The sequence below is a fragment of the Neptuniibacter sp. UBA6509 genome (assembly GCA_002435145.1).
Lineage (GTDB): Bacteria > Pseudomonadota > Gammaproteobacteria > Pseudomonadales > Balneatricaceae > Neptuniibacter.
On the sequence record DJLT01000094.1, the window covers coordinates 68,113 to 87,307 of the forward strand.

Annotated in this window: 17 protein-coding genes; 1 reads left to right on the forward strand and 16 read right to left on the reverse strand. The window is 38.4% G+C overall.

Annotated elements, in window-relative coordinates:
• Nucleotides 1–108: 108 nt before the first annotated feature.
• The 16 genes from B4K11_RS12000 to B4K11_RS12075 form a co-directional block, all read right to left on the reverse strand.
• Nucleotides 109–768, reverse strand: a complete 660-nt coding sequence (locus tag B4K11_RS12000; protein WP_292950957.1) for a Wzz/FepE/Etk N-terminal domain-containing protein — start codon at nucleotides 766–768, stop codon at nucleotides 109–111.
• A gap of 94 nt (nucleotides 769–862) precedes the next feature.
• On the reverse strand, nucleotides 863–2,815 hold the full coding sequence (locus B4K11_RS12005; RefSeq protein ID WP_292950958.1) for a polysaccharide biosynthesis protein: 1,953 nt from the start codon (nucleotides 2,813–2,815) through the stop codon (nucleotides 863–865).
• 278 nt (nucleotides 2,816–3,093) lie between these two features.
• On the reverse strand, nucleotides 3,094–4,269 hold the full coding sequence (locus tag B4K11_RS12010; protein ID WP_292950960.1) for a DegT/DnrJ/EryC1/StrS family aminotransferase: 1,176 nt from the start codon (nucleotides 4,267–4,269) through the stop codon (nucleotides 3,094–3,096).
• The gene (locus B4K11_RS12015; protein WP_292950962.1) at nucleotides 4,270–4,911 is read right to left on the reverse strand and encodes a sugar transferase; all 642 of its coding nucleotides are present in this window, start codon (nucleotides 4,909–4,911) and stop codon (nucleotides 4,270–4,272) included.
• Nucleotides 4,883–5,737 carry a sulfotransferase family protein gene (locus B4K11_RS12020; RefSeq protein WP_292950964.1) on the reverse strand — a complete coding sequence of 285 codons (855 nt, stop codon included), beginning with the start codon at nucleotides 5,735–5,737 and terminating at the stop codon, nucleotides 4,883–4,885. Before B4K11_RS12020 ends, B4K11_RS12015 begins: the two co-directional genes overlap by 29 nt.
• Nucleotides 5,734–6,876, reverse strand: coding sequence for a glycosyltransferase family 4 protein (locus tag B4K11_RS12025; protein ID WP_292951021.1), 1,143 nt, complete (start codon nucleotides 6,874–6,876; stop codon nucleotides 5,734–5,736). The genes B4K11_RS12020 and B4K11_RS12025 overlap by 4 nt, the downstream gene beginning before the upstream one ends.
• A gap of 89 nt (nucleotides 6,877–6,965) precedes the next feature.
• A complete protein-coding gene (gene wecB, locus B4K11_RS12030; RefSeq protein WP_292950966.1) occupies nucleotides 6,966–8,099 on the reverse strand; it encodes a non-hydrolyzing UDP-N-acetylglucosamine 2-epimerase in 1,134 nt (377 codons plus the stop codon).
• A gap of 11 nt (nucleotides 8,100–8,110) precedes the next feature.
• Nucleotides 8,111–9,214, reverse strand: a complete 1,104-nt coding sequence (gene wbjC / locus B4K11_RS12035; RefSeq protein WP_292950968.1) for a UDP-2-acetamido-2,6-beta-L-arabino-hexul-4-ose reductase — start codon at nucleotides 9,212–9,214, stop codon at nucleotides 8,111–8,113.
• A 1-nt stretch (nucleotide 9,215) separates the two neighbouring features.
• The gene (locus tag B4K11_RS12040; RefSeq protein WP_292950970.1) at nucleotides 9,216–10,250 is read right to left on the reverse strand and encodes a polysaccharide biosynthesis protein; all 1,035 of its coding nucleotides are present in this window, start codon (nucleotides 10,248–10,250) and stop codon (nucleotides 9,216–9,218) included.
• Nucleotides 10,251–10,324: 74 nt separating this feature from the next.
• Nucleotides 10,325–11,122, reverse strand: coding sequence for a sulfotransferase domain-containing protein (locus tag B4K11_RS12045; protein WP_292950972.1), 798 nt, complete (start codon nucleotides 11,120–11,122; stop codon nucleotides 10,325–10,327).
• Complete coding sequence (locus tag B4K11_RS12050) at nucleotides 11,106–12,071, reverse strand: hypothetical protein (protein ID WP_292950974.1); 966 nt, start codon at nucleotides 12,069–12,071, stop codon at nucleotides 11,106–11,108. Before B4K11_RS12050 ends, B4K11_RS12045 begins: the two co-directional genes overlap by 17 nt.
• Nucleotides 12,055–12,972, reverse strand: a complete 918-nt coding sequence (locus B4K11_RS12055) for a sulfotransferase family protein (protein WP_292950976.1) — start codon at nucleotides 12,970–12,972, stop codon at nucleotides 12,055–12,057. Before B4K11_RS12055 ends, B4K11_RS12050 begins: the two co-directional genes overlap by 17 nt.
• On the reverse strand, nucleotides 12,969–14,150 hold the full coding sequence (locus B4K11_RS12060) for a hypothetical protein (RefSeq protein WP_292950978.1): 1,182 nt from the start codon (nucleotides 14,148–14,150) through the stop codon (nucleotides 12,969–12,971). The genes B4K11_RS12055 and B4K11_RS12060 overlap by 4 nt, the downstream gene beginning before the upstream one ends.
• 4 nt (nucleotides 14,151–14,154) lie before the next feature.
• Entirely contained in the window at nucleotides 14,155–15,105 is a 951-nt protein-coding gene (locus tag B4K11_RS12065) for a sulfotransferase family protein (RefSeq protein WP_292950980.1), read from the reverse strand.
• Nucleotides 15,105–16,367 (reverse strand): hypothetical protein, encoded by a 1,263-nt coding sequence (locus tag B4K11_RS12070; protein ID WP_292950982.1) that lies wholly within the window; start codon nucleotides 16,365–16,367, stop codon nucleotides 15,105–15,107. Before B4K11_RS12070 ends, B4K11_RS12065 begins: the two co-directional genes overlap by 1 nt.
• Nucleotide 16,368: 1 nt before the next feature.
• Complete coding sequence (locus B4K11_RS12075) at nucleotides 16,369–17,454, reverse strand: glycosyltransferase (protein WP_292950984.1); 1,086 nt, start codon at nucleotides 17,452–17,454, stop codon at nucleotides 16,369–16,371.
• Between the two features lie 76 nt (nucleotides 17,455–17,530).
• Here B4K11_RS12075 and mnmC point away from each other — a divergent pair.
• Nucleotides 17,531–19,195, forward strand: a 1,665-nt coding sequence (gene mnmC, locus B4K11_RS12080) for a bifunctional tRNA (5-methylaminomethyl-2-thiouridine)(34)-methyltransferase MnmD/FAD-dependent 5-carboxymethylaminomethyl-2-thiouridine(34) oxidoreductase MnmC (protein WP_292959399.1), incomplete at its 3' end; no start/stop codon positions are given.

Here is a 19,195-nt window from a genome sequence, read left to right on the forward strand (position 1 = left end):
ATAAACGTATTCTTGATTTCAAAAAATTATAATAATGAAGTCAATAGGGGAGAAATTGACATAAACAGGTGTAAGATGCTTTTTAAACACAGTTTTTAAAAATAACCTCTAGCGCACAAACCGCTTTTGGGCAACATTCCTAAACAAAACTATAGCACTACCAATCACAGCACCGAAGAAAATCGATACAAGGAAAGCAAGTGCAGGCCTAGGTGTCTTTTTTATTGCTACTGACCCAAAAGATAACGCTTTCGAACCACTCTGAATCTGCATAATAGTTCTTTTGGCATTAAGAAGATTATTTACAGCTCTCTCTGTACCAAGCAATTCATTAGATAGTTCAGTTTCAATGACTTCTAGTTCATACATAGCTTCTTTTAAAATGAGCTGCGTTAACTTGTCATTCATCATAGAAAGCTCTTCTATATAACTTTCCGCCTTTTTGTATTTATCAGTCTTCAAAGACAAATACCTACCGCTCTTAACGCTCTCCCAGCGCTCTTCCGAATAAGACATAAAAATTGCTGGCAGACCTAGTTCTAAACACTCGATATGCATGTCACAGAGCTGCTGATCTCCAATCATTCTCATATTGGTACTAACAGGGATAGAAACGGTATATACTGGTTTTGAAAACTTTAAGTACCCCCAATTCAACACTAAACATATAGAAATACTAATAACTATAAGCCATTTCCCCTTCCACAAAACCTCAGCGATATCAAACAAATCAAATTGTCCCTCACGCATCAAATTTTCAGTTGTCATTTATCTCGCCTACAAAAAAAATAATCGCCAAAACAGCAATACTTAAAGCCACCAACAGCTTCCCAAAATTTAATATGTACACCAATCAAAGAAGCTAATGCAAAGGAGCAGAGATGTCTTCATCAGCAGCTCTTACAGCTAACCAATCGACAACAGGTGAACTTGGCTTATAACCACGAACAGCACTTTCCAATATAGCTCTGGCCGCGACAGCATCACCGGAAACTTCAGCCTCCTCTAATTTTAAGATGACATCCAATAATATTTCATGTTTAAGTACCTCCTCTCTTGCCATCATAATCTTTGAATGATCTGTACCTATAACATCATCACCAATCAAGAGCTCTTCATATAATTTCTCGCCAGGTCTCAAGCCACTATATTCGATTGACACCCCATTTGGATTCTCTTTATCTTTCACTTGACGCCCCATGAGATGAATCATTCGTTTCGCTAAGCTTGTAATTTTGACTGGTTCCCCCATATCCAACACAAACACATCCCCTCCTTTGGCCATAGAACCTGCCTGAATAACCAATGTAGCAGCTTCAGGTATTGTCATAAAAAATCGTGTAATCTCAGGATGAGTAACCGTAATAGGCCCCCCCGCCCCTATTTGATTACGAAAAAGAGGAACAACTGAGCCAGAAGAACCTAGAACATTACCAAAGCGAACCATTGAAAAAACTGTGCTGTGACCCCTTTGAGCTAAATCCTGCAAAATCAATTCAGCTAACCGCTTTGTCGCACCCATAACATTTGTGGGTCGAACTGCCTTGTCGGTAGAAATCAAAACAAAACGTTCCACAGAAGCCTTCACTGCGGCCTCAGCAATAATTTTTGTTCCTATAGCATTATTACGAATACCCTCGAATATATTATGTTCAACCATAGGAACATGTTTATAAGCAGCTGCATGATAGATTGTGTCAATCTTAAATTTCCTGAGAACTCTATCAATACGCTCAATATCTAAAACCGAACCTAAAACTGGATACACATCGATACTTATCCCTAAACTGCCTGCCAACTCCCTAAGCTCATGTTCTATGCTATATAAAGCAAACTCGCACATTTCATATAAAATTATAGATTTAGGATCGTTAACTAGCACCTGCCGAGATATCTCTGCTCCTATTGACCCCCCAGCCCCACTAATAAGAACCGCCTTATTACTAATACTTCTAGAAACTAATTCCACATCTGCGGGCACAGGGTCCCTGCCCAATAAATCCTCTAATTCAACATCCCGCAAACTATCAACTGATTCCCCGGATACGATTTCAGACATCGGAGGCACAGTCTTAACATAAACAGGGAATGCAGATAAAGACTCTAAAATTACACTTTTCTGAGAGAGGCTTGCCGAAGGTAGAGCCAATAACACATGTGTAATTCCCTGGTCCCCGATCAATACAGACAATTGCTCAGGACTGTATACTGGTAGCCCATTAACGGTACTACGATGCAACCCCTGATCATCATCTATAAAACCTACCGGCATATATTCCGCCCCATTTACCAAAGCAGCTGCCAACTGAACTCCTGACCCCCCTGCACCATAAATAAGAACTGGATCTTTTTCTACATAATAGCGTAACAACCAATGATAATAGCTACGAACTAAAAATCTACTCCCTCCAACATAAACTAATGCTGCAAGTGCAAAATTAACTGGTACTGAACGCGGGAAAGGCTGTACATTTAAAACAATTGCAGCAACCCAAAGAAAGGCAGCTAAAATAACAACCCCTTTAATAACGGAAAAAATTGCTTGGGCACCCATGAACCGAACAACCGCACGGTAAAGCCCAAGCCGCATAAAAACTAGCAGACCTACAATTGGAAGCATAATAAACAAAGGCCAAGCCGGCTGAATAAATTCAGCTGGCCACCATTCAGCTAGACGAAGGGCGAATCCAGACCAAAGCGCCAGAGGAAGAGCAATTAAATCAGCGAGAACCATGATTGTCTTCTTACTATTTCTCCCCAATGCCATAATTCTGTAGTGAGGGGATTTAACAGGGGCACTAAACCCATTCATCATAAACTCCAATTTATTGAAATAGACTTAAAGAACCAATAAAAACCATTTGCCACTTAACTCCAATAAAAACGAATCTTAAGAAAAAATATGGCACTAATCCTACTCGCCATTACTGGCAATCACTCGTGGGCCCAAAGCAGCATTATTATACATGTCTATTATTAATACTATCTCATGATCTCTTCATACTTTTTTAAACTCTACTTTCTATTAAGATCACTCAAAGAGGGTAGGAATAGGTTTGCTAATCCCCCTTATAAACTCAAATCAAAACATATTTACGGTAATGGCCGCTGAAAAACATCTCTTAGAACTTCACAAGTTTTATCAATCTCTTCCTGAGTCAATGTTGGATGACACATACACATTAGGCTAGATTTACCTAACTCTTGCGCAAAAGCTAGCGCATTTTTAGGCCTGATACCTGTACCATCAAATGCTTTTTCCAAATACACCTCTGAGCAAGTACCAGAGAAGCATGGTACACCTTTGGCATTTATTTCAGCCATAAAGTGATCTCGGACTTTCTCCGCTTCATTTATAGGGACATCAACAAAAAAATAACACTTATAAGCGGCATGCAAAATCGTAGAAGGAACTTCAGGCACCCTTATAACGTCCAAGTCTTTTACAGCATCCCATATTTGCTCAGCATACTTTAAACGAACACTCTGCCATTCATCCATTTTCTTAATCTGAATCCGCCCAATCACAGCCTGCATTTCTGTCATGCGCCAATTAGTTCCAAATGACTCATGCAACCAACGAAATCCCGGAGGATGCTCTTGCTCATAAACAGCCCCCCAGCTTTTACCATGGTCCTTAAATGACCACATAGATGACCAAAGAGAATGATCGTTAGTTGTAACCATTCCTCCTTCCCCACCTGTTGTCATAATTTTATCCTGACAGAAAGACCAACAGCCTATATGACCAATACTTCCAACTGATTGATTTTTATATTTAGCACCATGTGCCTGAGCACAATCTTCAATTACAAATAAACCTTTACCCGATGCTAGCGACATGATTGGATCCATATCACACGGCCAACCTGCTAAATGAACACAAATAATTGCTTTAGTTCGAGAAGTGATAACAGCAGAAATCGTCTCAGCAGTTATATTTTGACTATCTCTGTCGACATCAGCAAACACAGGCATTGCTCCTGAATTTACAATGCTTGAAACTGACGCTAAAAAAGTACGAGAAGTTACAATAACCTCATCACCAATGCCAATCCCTAAAGCCTTCAAGGCTAGGTCCAGCGCGACAGTTCCATTAGCTAAAGCAATCGCATATTTAGCTTCAGCAAAACAAGCAAACTCCCGTTCAAAATCTCGCCCTTCTCTACCAGTCCAGTAATTAACCTGATTAGTAAGTAGCACATCTCTCACTGCATCAGCCTCTTCTTTAGAGAATGATGGCCAAGAGGAAAAAGGTCCATTTAACATTTAACGAACAACCGTTTTAATTATACACTCGAGATCAAGTTTTATTGACCAGTTTTTAATATACTCTAGATTAATTTTAACCTTATCAGGCCAAATAACTTGTTTGTTATATAGTTCAGGATTATCAACATGAGCAAGAATAGTTTCTTCATTTTTATATTTTAAAGTTGCAGGACCTGTAATTCCAGGGCGAACGTTCAATAAAGCACACTCATCACCCTTTAATTCATCGGCAAAGCCAGGAACGTCAGGCCTAGGTCCGACAAAACTCATATCACCAATTAATACATTCCACAACTGCGGCAACTCATCTATTTTTGTATTCCTAAAAAAAGCACCGCAGGTAGTAATTCTAGGGTCCGATGAAAGAGTTACTGTTGTTGACATTGACTGTATTGGGCTCATAGTTTTGATCTTAAACACATTAAAGCGCTTACCATTTAGTCCAACCCTACACTGAACGAACAAACCATTACTCTTTGTATCTGCACATGCAATAATCCAAGCTAGTAAAATCAACCACCAGAAAACTATCAAACCCGACAAAGCTAAGATAATATCAAGAGACCTTTTTAGCCTTTCTTGAGCTCTACTTAAACAAATCTCTTGATCGTCAGTAACCATAACGCCCCAACGTTTCACCTACAAGCTTTTCCAAAACTTCCACTTCACTATCTCCTAAAGCTTCCCGCCCCTTTCCCACACTCTCACTAGAAACCTTTGCAATAGATTTTTCTATAGCCTGCTGATCAAATTCTAAGGACAAAAACTTAGCAATGTTAATCAAATTAAGTTCCGGTTGCGAAACAAATTCCTCATAACTCAATCTAAAGACCCGGTCTTGCGGCATTTCACGAAAAGCGTTTTCAGCACTTTCTATGCAACGCTGCCACTGAATTGCACAAACTTCGTTTAACGTATAGTTTATTAAAATCTCATCCATATCATGAAGAATAGGCCCCCAAAAAGCTAATCGCTTATCTGACGAAGTCAATCGATGCAAACGACTCTTAAAATACCTCAGCGCATAAACTGGCAAATCAAGCAAGGGAACGAAACGCACCTTTTCCAACAAGTATGGTATATCTAATGTGGCAGTCCACCTTAATCTTGCCGAACCTACAGCATCGATACCATCTCGATAAATAAAAATATATTTAGAATCCGGCAATACTTTATCTACAAAAGGAATTCTCAGACTGCTAGCACATGTTTTCTCAACTACAGTATGAGCACCATATTTTGCTGCAACCCAATTAAACTGGCGATGTATATATTCACTAAGAGCTGCAGTAACTTTTGAGGGCGGGATTTCATCCGAAGGGAAACTGATATTCCCATGTCTCCATATGTAGTTAATCTCATCACATGGCCAAGTTTCCACCCCATCAAGGGAACACAATACATCCCTCAACATATTAGTACCACTTCGTGGGGCGCCGACTATAATTACATTTTGCCTTCTCATTTTTGATTACCCCCTTTCAAAAGCAAGTCCACCCACTGCGTTAAAATCTTAGTTTCCGAAAAAGACTCTATAGCTGTTCTTCTTGCATTTTCTTTCATACATAACAACGTATATTCAGAATCAGCAAAAAGTTTTAACATTTCAGCTAACGCATTACTATCTCCAGGAGACACCCCACCCCCATATTTACCAGACAAGACATCTCTAGAAAGTCCACTTTCAGCTTCTACAGCCACTATAATCGGACATCCTTGCTCTAGGTAAGTCATTGTTTTACTAGGGTATGCATAGCGATAAAGACCTTTAGATAAACTAACAAAGCCAATATCAGCTTTCAGCATTGCAGCCTTCGCAATTTCAACAGGATGATGCCCGATAAAACTGATATTTAGAGCATTATCTGAAACCTGCAACTCTAGTTCCTTTTTTGCTGCCCCTTCCCCCATTATCACAATATGAATATCCGGCCGATGCCTAAGCTTTTTCATTGCTGCGACAAGAATATCCAACCCTTGAAAACGTCCCACGTTACCAGCAAACAACATAGTAAGCGTTACATTTGGCCATTCGAAAGGTAGTTCATTAGGTATAATTTGTTCAGAAGGGAGACTAAAATTATTGATGACTTGAATATTATAATCTCCTCTGCCGCGAGCTCGTAAGGAATTTTCCATATCTTCTGATAACACTACTACAGGGGCAGCTCTACTGCATGTCCAATTATCAGCCCAAAGCAACAGTTTATAAACTATGGGATTAGAAAACTCACCAGATACCCTACCTATTTCAGGATGAACATCCATACAATGGTAAATAAACCTTGCCCCAGTTAATCTAGCAGATAGTGCAGAAAAAAAACCGCCCAAGACCGGCGGAGCAGTTGAGACCATTATTACATCATATCGCCCCCACAAGGCCTTACAAAAAACCGCCCACCCCAATTTAAAAGCATTCCAAATTCTACGTATAGGCTTACCTGACTCATTTGGTAGCTCTAATCTATATACGGTAGCTCCATCTACAATTTCCACTTTTGACCGAGTTTCGTTTTTTAACTCCTGCTTGTAAGAAGGCTGTGAGGAAAGAACATTTACGATATGCCCCTCCTGCTTCCAACACCTTACAATTTCTCTTAACATGGAAGCATACGGTGGAGTATCGGGCCAATAATACCGGTGCACAACTAGTACCTTTAACCCACTGCAACTACGTTTATTCCTATTTGCCATCAATACTGTTTCCAAACAGTTCTCATAACATAATCACGATAGCTATGTATTATACGCACAACCTTATCGGAAACATTGGGTTTACTGTAATCATCGACCAAATGCAGTAAACGCTCCTTACCTACAGATTGATCTTCTAAAATATCCAGCCCTTGCATTACACGTTCCGTCGACAAGCCCACCATCATAACAGATGCCTCTTCCATTCCTTCAGGGCGCTCATGAGCTTCTCGCAAATTCAGCGCGGGGAAATTCATGATTGATGATTCCTCATTAATGGTGCCACTATCAGATAGGACAGCCTTGGCGTTTTTCTGGAGGTGATTGTAATCATGAAACCCCATAGGCTTCAGCAACTGGATATTAGGATGAAATTCTAACCCTTGCGCTTCGATACGATTACGAGTACGAGGGTGCGTGGACACAATAATTGGGAGATCGTAATGCTCGGCAACAGTATTCAGTATATTAGCTAGGTTCTTCAGCTGTATTGGGGAATCCACATTCTCCTCACGATGAGCACTCACAACAAAGAAGCAACCTTTTTTCAAAACTAAACGCTTCAAAATATCGGAGTTATCAATTTGCGGCATGTAATACGACAATACCTCAAACATGGGGCTACCTGTTTTAATCACTCGGTCTGCTGGCAAACCTTCGGCTAATAAGTAGTCACGCGCAATAGTGCTATAAGTCAGATTGATATCCGCAGTATGATCAACGATCTTCCGATTAGTCTCTTCCGGTACACGCTGATCAAAACAACGATTCCCTGCCTCCATATGGAAAATTGGCACTTTACGGCGTTTAGCTGGTATTGCTGCAAGACAAGAATTCGTATCACCCAGTACAAGCATGGCATCTGGCATAGCGCTTTCAATCACATTATCAACCGCTATAATCACCTGCCCAATAGTTTCAGCTGCGTTTTTACCTGCTGCATTCAAGAAAAAATCTGGTTTGCGGACACACAAGTCATTGAAAAAAACTTCATTCAGCTCAAAATCATAGTTTTGGCCGGTATGGACAATAATATGTTCGCAATGCTCATCGAGCTTAGCTAATACTCGAGATAAGCGGATAATCTCTGGCCGAGTACCGACAACTGACATTACTTTTAATTTATTCATCATTAGCACTCTAGCTACAAAAGGTGAGCAAACGTATCAGGCGCATTTCGATCAAAAATCTCATTCGCCCATAACATTACAAGCAGTTCATCATCACCAATATTCGTTATGTCATGAGACCAGCCCGGCACGGTTTCAACAACACGGGCCTCATCACTATTAACTGTTGTCTCAAAGCACTCCCCAGTAACAATGTGCTTAAATTTAAACAAGGCAGTTCCTTTAACCACCAGAAATTTTTCATTCTTAGTATGGTGATAGTGGCCGCCTCTAGTGATGCCAGGATGCGCTGAAAAAAAAGAAAACTGACCCGCACCTTCTGTTTTCAACATTTCACAAAAAATTCCGCGTTCATCAGAGTATGTGGGTAAATTGTAACTAAATTGCTCCGGAGAGAAATAGCTTAAATAGGTCGAATACAATGCACGCTCCAAGCCTTGACCAACATTTTCTGTGACCAAAGTTTGGCGGCTCTTTTTAAAAGAATGCAATAATTCAGAGACTTTACCTACCGTCGTGGAATACGCAGGCAACACTTGTCGATACCCTGATGCAGTACCATTTTTTAACAAACCCATTAACTCATGACAAAGGTCATCGATATATACCAATGTCACAGGCGCCACTGGATTATTGATAGTAATTTCGATGTTATTAGCGATATTGTGACAGAAGGTAGCTACAAATGAATTGTAATTTGGGCGGCACCATTTACCGAATACATTAGGAAAACGATAAATAAAGTAAGGCGCATCTGTTTCCCCACCGTAAGCAACAACCTCTTTTTCAGCGCTTAACTTACTCAATCCATAAAGATTATCCATTTCCGCTTGAGTTGAAGAACTGAGCATTAACGGCGTTTTTCGTCCTGACTTTTCTAATTCACCTACGATAAATGCTGTTAGATCAGCATTACCTTGCTGAAATTCAGCGTCATCTTTGGGACGGTTCACTCCCGCCAAATGAAAAACAAAGTCAGCACATTGCAGAGCGGCAATCAGTTGATCCTGAGACGTATCGCGATCAATACGAACAATATCGCTGTGACCATTCTCTTCCAACATAATGCAAAGGTTTTGACCGATAAACCCTTGCGCTCCTGTCACAACAATTTTCATTTTAGATATCAGCCTCATAAGCTTCACCAGCTCGAATCGCGCGTATCATTGCCAATTTTAACAACAAGACTTTCATACCCTCCACATCTAACCGTTCAGTATTATGAGAATTATAATCCTCATACTGTGAGATGCGAGCATCGCCATCCTCTACAAACTTCCCGTAATTTAAGTCTCTCAAATCCGGCGGCACACGATAGTAATCACCGCGATCCTCCGCAGCGGACATCTCTTCACGGCTTAACAATGCTTCATACAGTTTTTCACCATGACGTGTTCCAATAACGTTCACAGGGTGTTCAGGCAAGCCAAGTAATTCTTTCATCGCATCAGCGAGCGTTTGAATAGTGGCCGCAGGTGCTTTCTGGACAAAAATATCACCATTTTTGCCATGTTCAAAAGCATAAAGAACCAAATCAACAGCATCCTCAAGCGTCATCATGAAACGCGTCATATTAGGGTCTGTAATAGTCATCGGTTTTCCCACTTTAATTAAGTCCGCAAACAGTGGAATAACCGAACCACGTGAAGCCATCACATTGCCATAGCGAGTCCCACAAATAACGGTGTTAGTGCCATCCAAGTTCCGAGATTTAGCCACCATAACTTTTTCCATCATGGCTTTAGAAATACCCATAGCATTTATTGGGTAAACCGCTTTATCAGTACTTAAACAAACAACTCGCTCAACATTATTCATGATCGCAGCCTCAAGCACATTCTCTGTTCCCATTACGTTCGTCTTCACCGCTTCCATAGGATGAAACTCGCAAGAAGGTACTTGTTTGAGTGCTGCAGCATGGTAGATGTAATGTACACCGCGGGTCGCATTCAACACACTATTATAGTCTCGCACGTCACCAATATAGAACTTTAATTTGGTATTTCCATATAGCTTACGCATGTCATCTTGCTTCTTCTCATCTCGACTAAAGACTCTTATTTCAGCAAGACCAGAATTAAGAAAACGTCTCAAAACTGCATTTCCGAAAGAACCTGTCCCTCCGGTTATTAGAAGTATTTTATTATCAAACATAGATCAACCAGTTGTAATTCAAATAAATACAAAAACTATTACTCTGATCTTTAATACAAAATTCACAATAATAATTATTGGCCACTTAACCAAGAATAATCAGACTCATAACCTAAACGTATCAAATGAGCACCTGCATACTCATTAAAGATTTCTTTAGATTGGAGCGTGAAATGATTCACCCAATCTCCGGACACCCCCTTTCTAAGATAACTGGATGATTCCTCATCTCCCTGCACTCGTCCAGATTGATTGGAGAAACTATAATTACTTATTATATTATCTATCTCCAAATCAGAAACATTATTACATCCGAACCAAGCTAATGCTCTTTTTAGCTCTTGTTCCGGCTCACTAAGAAGCTGTTCATATTTAGTATGAAAAACAGGTTTATCAAGCCAAGCATCCACAAATTCTGTCCATGAAAATCTAGGCTGAATCTGCTCTTGAAAAGAATATTCAATGAATTTTGATAAATTATGCTGTATATCATTAGGATCCTTAAAACCTAAATATTTCACAACAGCATTTGTAGCTTTAGCACTACTGAGTTCATTCCCAACCACTTTATGAAAATACCAAGAGACCATAACATCACGGCCATCTCGCCAAACTACACATACATCTTTAAAGCTTTGAGAATATAAGTAATGCCCATGCAATACTGAGTCGGCAAACATTGGCAAACGATTCCTCGGAAAAGGCAACCCCATGGAATCAGCAAGCATTTGAGCAAACCATGAGCCTCCCGACTTAGGATACTCATTTACTAAAGGGTACCTATTACCCAATAGATCTCCATGTTTTGCCAAACACAACCTCAAGGCACCGTTTAGACTGAACCAGAGTCTATGATCAATCTGCTGTATCATTACACAACCTTTTATAATTTTTATGCAAATCTGATTCAGCTAATAACTCCTGACCACATTGATTCATTGTTATGAATTCCAGTAAGCCTTTCTTTCTAAGCCCATCCGCTTGAATCAAAAAGCATTTAAACGCGTCACCAACTGCACGGTCTCGTAACAAGTTAAAGGGATGTAACCACAAATGATAAATATCCTTTTCCATTCGAGGTTCAGAGGCTGAAATCAAAATTTTTCTAAGTATTGCTTTTAAACAAAACCGCTTCACAAATGCCGCACGCCCCCCATACCAGTTAAAAAGAGCAGACCCTGTTTGAAGAACCTCTCCGCTCATACCTAACATCACTCTAGAAGGAGGAGCTCCATTTGTAATCTCTGATGTATACTTTAAAATTCTAGGGAGGTTCGATCTACGAAGAATTTTGGGATTAATTCGAGCTCCAAGCCCGAATTTTTTAGCTATAGCTTTATGATAATGTGCTTCGTCACGTGGGTAAACAATATTGGTAGGTACTCGACCCAATAAAAGACCTATATCATCTAATGAAATTCTCACGTCATCCATATAAACATCCTCATCAATGTCACAATGTGAAGGATAAGGGTGAGTCGCTGTATGAGTCGCTATTTCATGCTGTTCAAAAGATACAACTTGTTTAATAAGATCTACTGCTGAACGCGAGGTCGGTTTCGAACAGTGAAGAAATGATTCTACGGATTCTCGATAACGCCCTTTGAGATGTTCAGTCTGTATATGGCCGGTTTCTGAATTCAATAAATTTGACACGATTGCCCATGTTACCGGAACGGACATCTCCTCTAACAAACGAATATAGGCAGGCAACTCGGCATGACAGGCATCGTACAAACCTGAACGTTCTCTCACCTCCCATTCATACGAATCTGCCACCCCCCAAGCCAATTCAAAATCGAAGCTAATTACAACTTTCACGCGTTTCTGCCTTTTTATCTAAACGATTAATCATATTCAAGTAAAGAGAGCACCTATCAAGCTCTTCTCCTTGGCGAATAAGCAATTGACTCCCTGAAACTACAAGAACCCCATTAGAGTATGAAATATCGCATAAAGGTAACCCCAGAAAAGACCAAACACTTTTTATTGTTTGGACAGGGTTCTTCTCAAATTCAGAAAAATCTATATTAAAAAATCTATCATTGGGTATATTTGAATCAACTACAAAAGAGTACAGAGCTTCCCATTGAGCGAGAAGAAAATCATCGGAGTATTGCTCTCCCATAATATCAACAAACATAGCTGGCGGTGTGGATTTTTTCTTGATCCCCGCAATAGTAGAATATGGTTCTCTTATCACATTTATAACGAAGCAGTTTGGGAATGCTTCATTTAACTGGTTAAGCATAACTGTATTACTAATACTTTTATCTAAAAACATGGTATTTTTTCTACACCATGGCGAAATCTCCAATCTAAATCGATCCTTGTCAAAAAAAGATAATTTCATGTTAGCCACATCCTGTAAATTAGAATACAACCCTCTAGGGAAGTAACCCACATCAAAATCCACTAGATCAGTAGTAATAGCAGAGCCTTCTACAGGAGGCGAGCACAACATAGGATGCAAGCATATTGCATCTTTTATAATTGTTGTGCCCGAATTGTAACAACCAGACATAAAAACCATACCTAGCACATCCGGCTTTGGAAAGAACCTTGAAATAACGCTTCTCAAAAAAGCGTTTCTCATAATTTTAGCAAGAGACTCTCGAAAGAAACCTTTAAAAAAATTATCACCGTGCCTTTCTTTAAATCGAACCATTTTCCTATAAATCATTAAAAAATCCTCACGCCACATAAAAATAGGATCACTCAATCACGAACCCGATCATTTTGAGAAAATCTAAGTCCTAGAGCTAATGAAAGATATCCTGCAGGAGTCAACAAACCTTCGAATGAACTTCCAACCATCATCCCGACACAGGGGACAACAAGTATAATTGCCGCATAATTATTACTAAAAATTGAAACACACAGTCGTTTAGTCACCAAATAAAAAAATGTAAAAGAAAAAACAAAGCCTAGAACGCCAAACATATACATCTGCGAAAGAACAAAATTATGAATATATTTATCCCCAAACTTATACCCATACCCTCCCCCAAACAAAAAAGACGACAAATCAACTGAAAACACCTCTTTAATCATACCGAACCTAGCAGTATCCCATAAATAAAAATGACGTGTTAAAGAAACATCGCCAAAGACAAAGATCTTTATAACAACCAAAGAAAAAACAACAAAAGATATAATAATAAAATTATTGACAACCAAAGCGTTTACACCACGAAAGTAAACAGCCAATATAATTAAAAAATCAATTATCGCCCTCCGTGAAAAAGTAAACAAAACCATAAAAGAAGAAATCATCACCGAAAACAAACCCAACTTCCCCTTTGAAGCAAAGCAACCAAAAAATATCAGAAAAGCAAACAAAGAAAATATCTCACCGTAAGTATTTCTCATTATATCTTTTGACCTAACCCCATTCAAATCATACTGAGGAGAGAAAAATGTATAAATTTCACTAACCATAGGTAGAGTCATCTCCCAATAGCCAAAAACCTCAACTTCTAACTGAAAAAACAAAAATACTATAAGACAAAGCAAAAAAACAAAAAAAACAAAAACTGAAAGAGCCACTCCTTTAATAAGACTTAACAGTCTCTCATTCTCAATCGAAACAAGATAACACCTAATACCCATATATGAAAAAAACAAATATAATGTTTTAAAAATAATAATATCAATCTTGTAATCAACATCTAAAAGCGCATAAGTTGAGTTAAAGAAAACCAGCAGAAATAATATAAAATCAATTTTACATATGCCAAACGCACTAAACCCTGTTACAAGAGCCCAAAACCCCAACAAGAAGTAGGGAAAAACAACAAAATAATATACACTCACGCCAGTATCAAAAAACTTAACCGAAAAAAAACCTAAACTAACAAACAAAAAACAAAAGTAAAAACCAGCAAGCCTAGACAGCATAACTTTACTTCCTAAATCTTATTTTAGCTAATATTCGTTTATTTAATTGATACGGCCTTCTTATAAAGTTCCTATGAAAAAATTCCATAACTAGATACTTACACTCTAGAAAGAAATATTTTTTTAAATCTAAACTACCAACTTCATAACCTAAAGACGCCATTTCTTCACTTAAATGTGCTTCAATAAACTGAATATCATTGATAGGAAGCCACTGCCAATTAGCTATACTACCTGTAAAAATTGGTTTCAAAGTTTCAGCATGATGCTTTTGTTCTGGTTCAAAATTAGCTTGATCTCGAGCTGCAAAATCAAGGACGCTACTCGATATTGGTAACGCCAAAAAGGATTGTATTTTTTCTATGACATTAACTGTATCTAGTATTAAGTCTTCATACCTAACACTCATATATTTTGGATTACCATTAAGCTTATTATGAATCTCTATTACTCGCTTCCAGTTATTAACAAAGGACAAAGGGTACTGATACCCAACAATCATTTTTTTATATGATGCATATATCGCTCTAGGGTCGCGTACTATATGTATGACTCGCGCAGCTGGGTAATCCCTAAGAAACCTTTCTGCCTGAAAAACATGAGCAGGAGTTTTCTCCCCGAAAAGAGTAATACCATCTTGCTCAGCGCCTTCCATAAGCAACGAGAAGAAAGCCGCATCAACCGAATTTAAGCTAGATTCCTTCACTCTTCGTTCAAAACATGACCAATCACTGACTCGACTCTGTATCCACCATTTACTTTTTAAGGTTTTTATAAGACTTTCAACGGAATCCCTCCTTCCACCATCTTTAAATATCGAAGTATAAAAGAAAGTTTCTGGTGGGATATGGACAGACTGGTGGCAACTGAGCATAGATTTAAGCAATGTCGTACCAGATCTACCAGAACCAACTACTAAGAAAAAATTTTCCGATACTTTATCTACACTATTCATCAAATACCTTTACGAAACAATCCAATAATACTGACATCAATCTTAAACTTATAATAAACCCTAATAGCAAGAATAGCATTCAGAAAAGCAGTTACAAAAAGTTGAATATAAGCTGCTGACTCCGCGCTATAAACTGGTGCTATTATGTATATAAGTAAACCCAAAACAACCACCGATATCACTGAAAGCACTCCGGCAAAAAGCTCATCTCCCGCCATAGCTAGAAAAACAAATACAGGGCCACATAAAGCAGAAAAAACCTTAGCTAAAACTAAAACATTTAACAAACTGTCATTAGATACGTATTCTTCATTAACAATGCCTAGAAGCTCCGTAGAATAAGAAATAACCACTATAGCAGGCAGCACTGTTAAAACCGCAACAAAAACCATTGTCATTTTAATTTCTTTCAGTGCAACAGAACGACTTATTCTATCTTTAAACATACGAGCGATTATTGGGGCCAAATAGAGATTCAGAGCAACAGAAGACAGGTTTAATAACTGGCTAGCTTTAGAAGCTATAGCGTACCCCCCTGCTTCTATATTCCCGCATACAACAGAAACCATATAAATATCAATCTGATTCAACAACCCTGGACCTATTGCAAGCATTGCAAAAGGGAATAACTTCTTAAAAAAACACCACTCCCCACCTAGCACTGGCATATTTAACAAAAAACCAAAAACAGTTGTCTTTTTAACCAAAAAAAACACTTGAGCCACAAAAGCAATTCCCCATGAAAACATTAACACATAGATAAGACCTTCAGAAGAAACTCCTTCAAAATCATAATAATTAAAAACAACAAAAATCATAAAAACAAACAAAAAAGGACGAAAAACATTTAACAAAAACTCTGCCAAAAGCCGATTTCCGCTCCCCCGAAGAAGCGAAGTCGAAAGAACAAACAACACATTAAACATCACCGTCAAAACAACAAAAAACAAAATATAAAAATCACCATAATACTTTAAAACAACAACAACAAAAACAACCAAAAAACAAAACAACAAACATTTAATCAAAATTAAAATATTACTTTCAAAGAAACTATTCAAACCGTAGCTTACCGAAACTTCTTTGAGTAAGTATCTATCCCCTCCGAAAACTGAAAGAACCACACATATAGACACAAATGAAATCAAGGATGCGTATTCACCATATTCATTTGCATCCATAAAAAAAGCAGGAACAACCTGACCAACGAATAGAAAAGAAACCCCTATTAATTTAAAGCAAACTACTAAAACTCTATCCATATTATTCTATAACCAATGAAAATTCTTTTATAAACCTTTCTTTCGAAAAGTATTGTACATGCTTAAGCCCCTCCTCTACTGTTTTCTTATACAGAGAAGAATCCTCCTGTAATGCTATAACCATTTCCGCCATAACGTTGGGATCATCATCTTTGAAAAGCCCGTAAACATTGCCCATCGATTCTCTTGCAGAGCTATTATCAGCAAGTACACAGGGGCAACCACTTGACATAGCCTCCAAAACCACCATATACATCGACTCTACTTTACTGCTATTAATCATACAAAAAGACGTAATATATTTTTTTTGAAGCTCCGTTCGTGTCAACGGCCCAAGAAATTCAACTGAGGTTTCGACACCTATAGCTTCAGCATAATCTTTATTTCCTTCCCAAGATTTCAAGTCCTGACCACCAACAACACATAACTTCCAGTTGATATCAGGTCTTTTATTTTTCAGCGATCTAATACACTCATAAAGAAAATTATTATTTTTATGTTTAGCTGGGCTTGTAACCGCAATTATCTTTCCTGCTTCTTTTTTCTCACCCCTCCCCCCTACCGATTTAAATTCAGAATTAAGGCAAACGTGAATAACCGAAAAATCATTTCTATCAACTCCTGTATATCTTACAGCAATATCCTTTAGATAATTTGATTCAAAGATATTCTTTTTCGCATACTGTAATGCTTTTTTAGCATCAAACCTCCTGATTTTTGCACCAATGCCATCTTCAGTCATAAAAGACAACAAGTTAATATGGTAAACATAATTATTATAAACCGAAGGAATATATTGATTAAACGATAAAACAACACATTCATCCCTTTTAAGGAAAGAACGAAATAAAAAATACACCTTGGATATAAAATAGACAGCTGCAGGGCTCAAATAACTAAAAAATCCATTTACAGACGATAGTGGAATATCACCCCTCTTTTCATATTCACTTAACAGTTTTTTATCACCTAAATAAATAACAAAATCTCTTTTTTCTTCTATCAAATAATCTACTATTTGATCAAGAACACTCCCCCCCCCACCAGAACGAAGAGTCCCTGCATAGACCAAAACTTTTTTCTTCATGCTCCCCTCACTTCTTTTCATAGTATTTAGGCAGACCCAATGTTAAAATTACTAAAATTAATTATCATATACCTTCATGGAAAAACTAACCTCTGCACATAATACTTGGCTGGACGAAATTCCCATTTCGAGTAAATATGACGATGTATATTTCAATAGCCAAAACGGTTTTTCAGAAAGCAAGTACGTTTACCTTGAAAGCAATAATATAGAAAAACTCCATAGCGAACCCTATTCTACTATAGTAATTGCCGAAACTGGATTCGGAGTAGGGCTAAATTTCCTAAACACTTTGCACTCTTGGACTACTGCAAAGAAACACAGTAATCATTATCATTATATTTCAGCCGAAAAACACCCTTTATGCTCAAGAGACATTGCAAGAGCCTTACATGGTCTAAGCCCAAAATTTGACGATTATATCCGCCTTTTACTTTCTCAGTACCCTCAATCTAGGCAAGGCTTCTATCGTTTATATTTTAATAAAAATATAACATTAACATTACTTTTCGGAGACGCCACTGCGTGTTATTCACAGCTATATGCTGAAGTAGATGCATGGTATCTAGATGGTTTTTCCCCATCCAAAAACCCTGATATGTGGACAAAAGACCTGTTTGAATCCATTGCTAAACTTAGCCATGCCAATACTACTTTTTCGACATTCACTTCTGCTGGAATTGTTAAAAGGGGCCTTACAAGGGCCGGATTTAATGTCAAAAAAAGAAAAGGTTTTGGCATGAAAAGAGAGATGTTAGTTGGAACTTTTTCCGGAACTCAAATTACCAATAAAGCTGAAATCAAGCCCTGGTTCTCGCTTCCTAAATCTAAACGACCTAAAGAAGTCACTATTATTGGCGGAGGCCTATCAGGGTGCAGTACGGCTTACTCACTGGCTCAACGGGGCATTAAAGTCACCCTGATAGAAAAAGAAACTCAGTTAGCGAGTGCAGGCTCAGGAAATAGACAAGGCGCTCTTTATGCTAAGTTACCTGTTACACCCACTAAGCAGGGCGAGTTACATTTAAGTGGTTTTCTGTACACGGTTAATTTTCTGAAACAAAATGATCCGGACAACTCATTCTGGTCTCAATGTGGTGTCGCACAGTTAGCCACGAAAGATAGTGAAGCAATAAAGCAGCGGGAATTAATAGAAAATGAGTATTACCCTGACACACTGGTACAGTTAAAAACAGCGGGGGAGCTGACAGAAATTTGCGGTTCCAGCGTTGTTCATGATGGGCTTTTTTTCCCTGATGCAGGTTGGGTTTCACCGGTCGATTTTTGCCAATTCTTATCAAATCATCCTAATATCACCCTGATACAGAAAGATATTGACGCTATACAACACACTAACAGCAGATGGCAATTAACGGATAGCGATAGCAAGCACTTACACTGTTCTCATTTAGTCATCTGTAATGCTGAATTCGCTAACCAATTCTCAGCTACAGAGCACCTACCTCTAAAAGCAATACGGGGCCAAGTATCGATCACACAAAAAAACACTAGCCTACCTGAATTAAAGACAGTTATTTGCGGGGAGGGATATATATCCCCTGCTAAAAACGGCAAATATTGCTTTGGCGCGACATTTGATTTAAAAGGCAAAGAGAGGGATGTTACTGCGAGTGATCACAATAAAAATCTTAAAAAGCTATCTGCCGCACTGCCTGATTTCCATCAATCATTAACAGAACAAAACCTTCCCTTAAGCGGCAGAACAGCTTTTCGCTGTAGC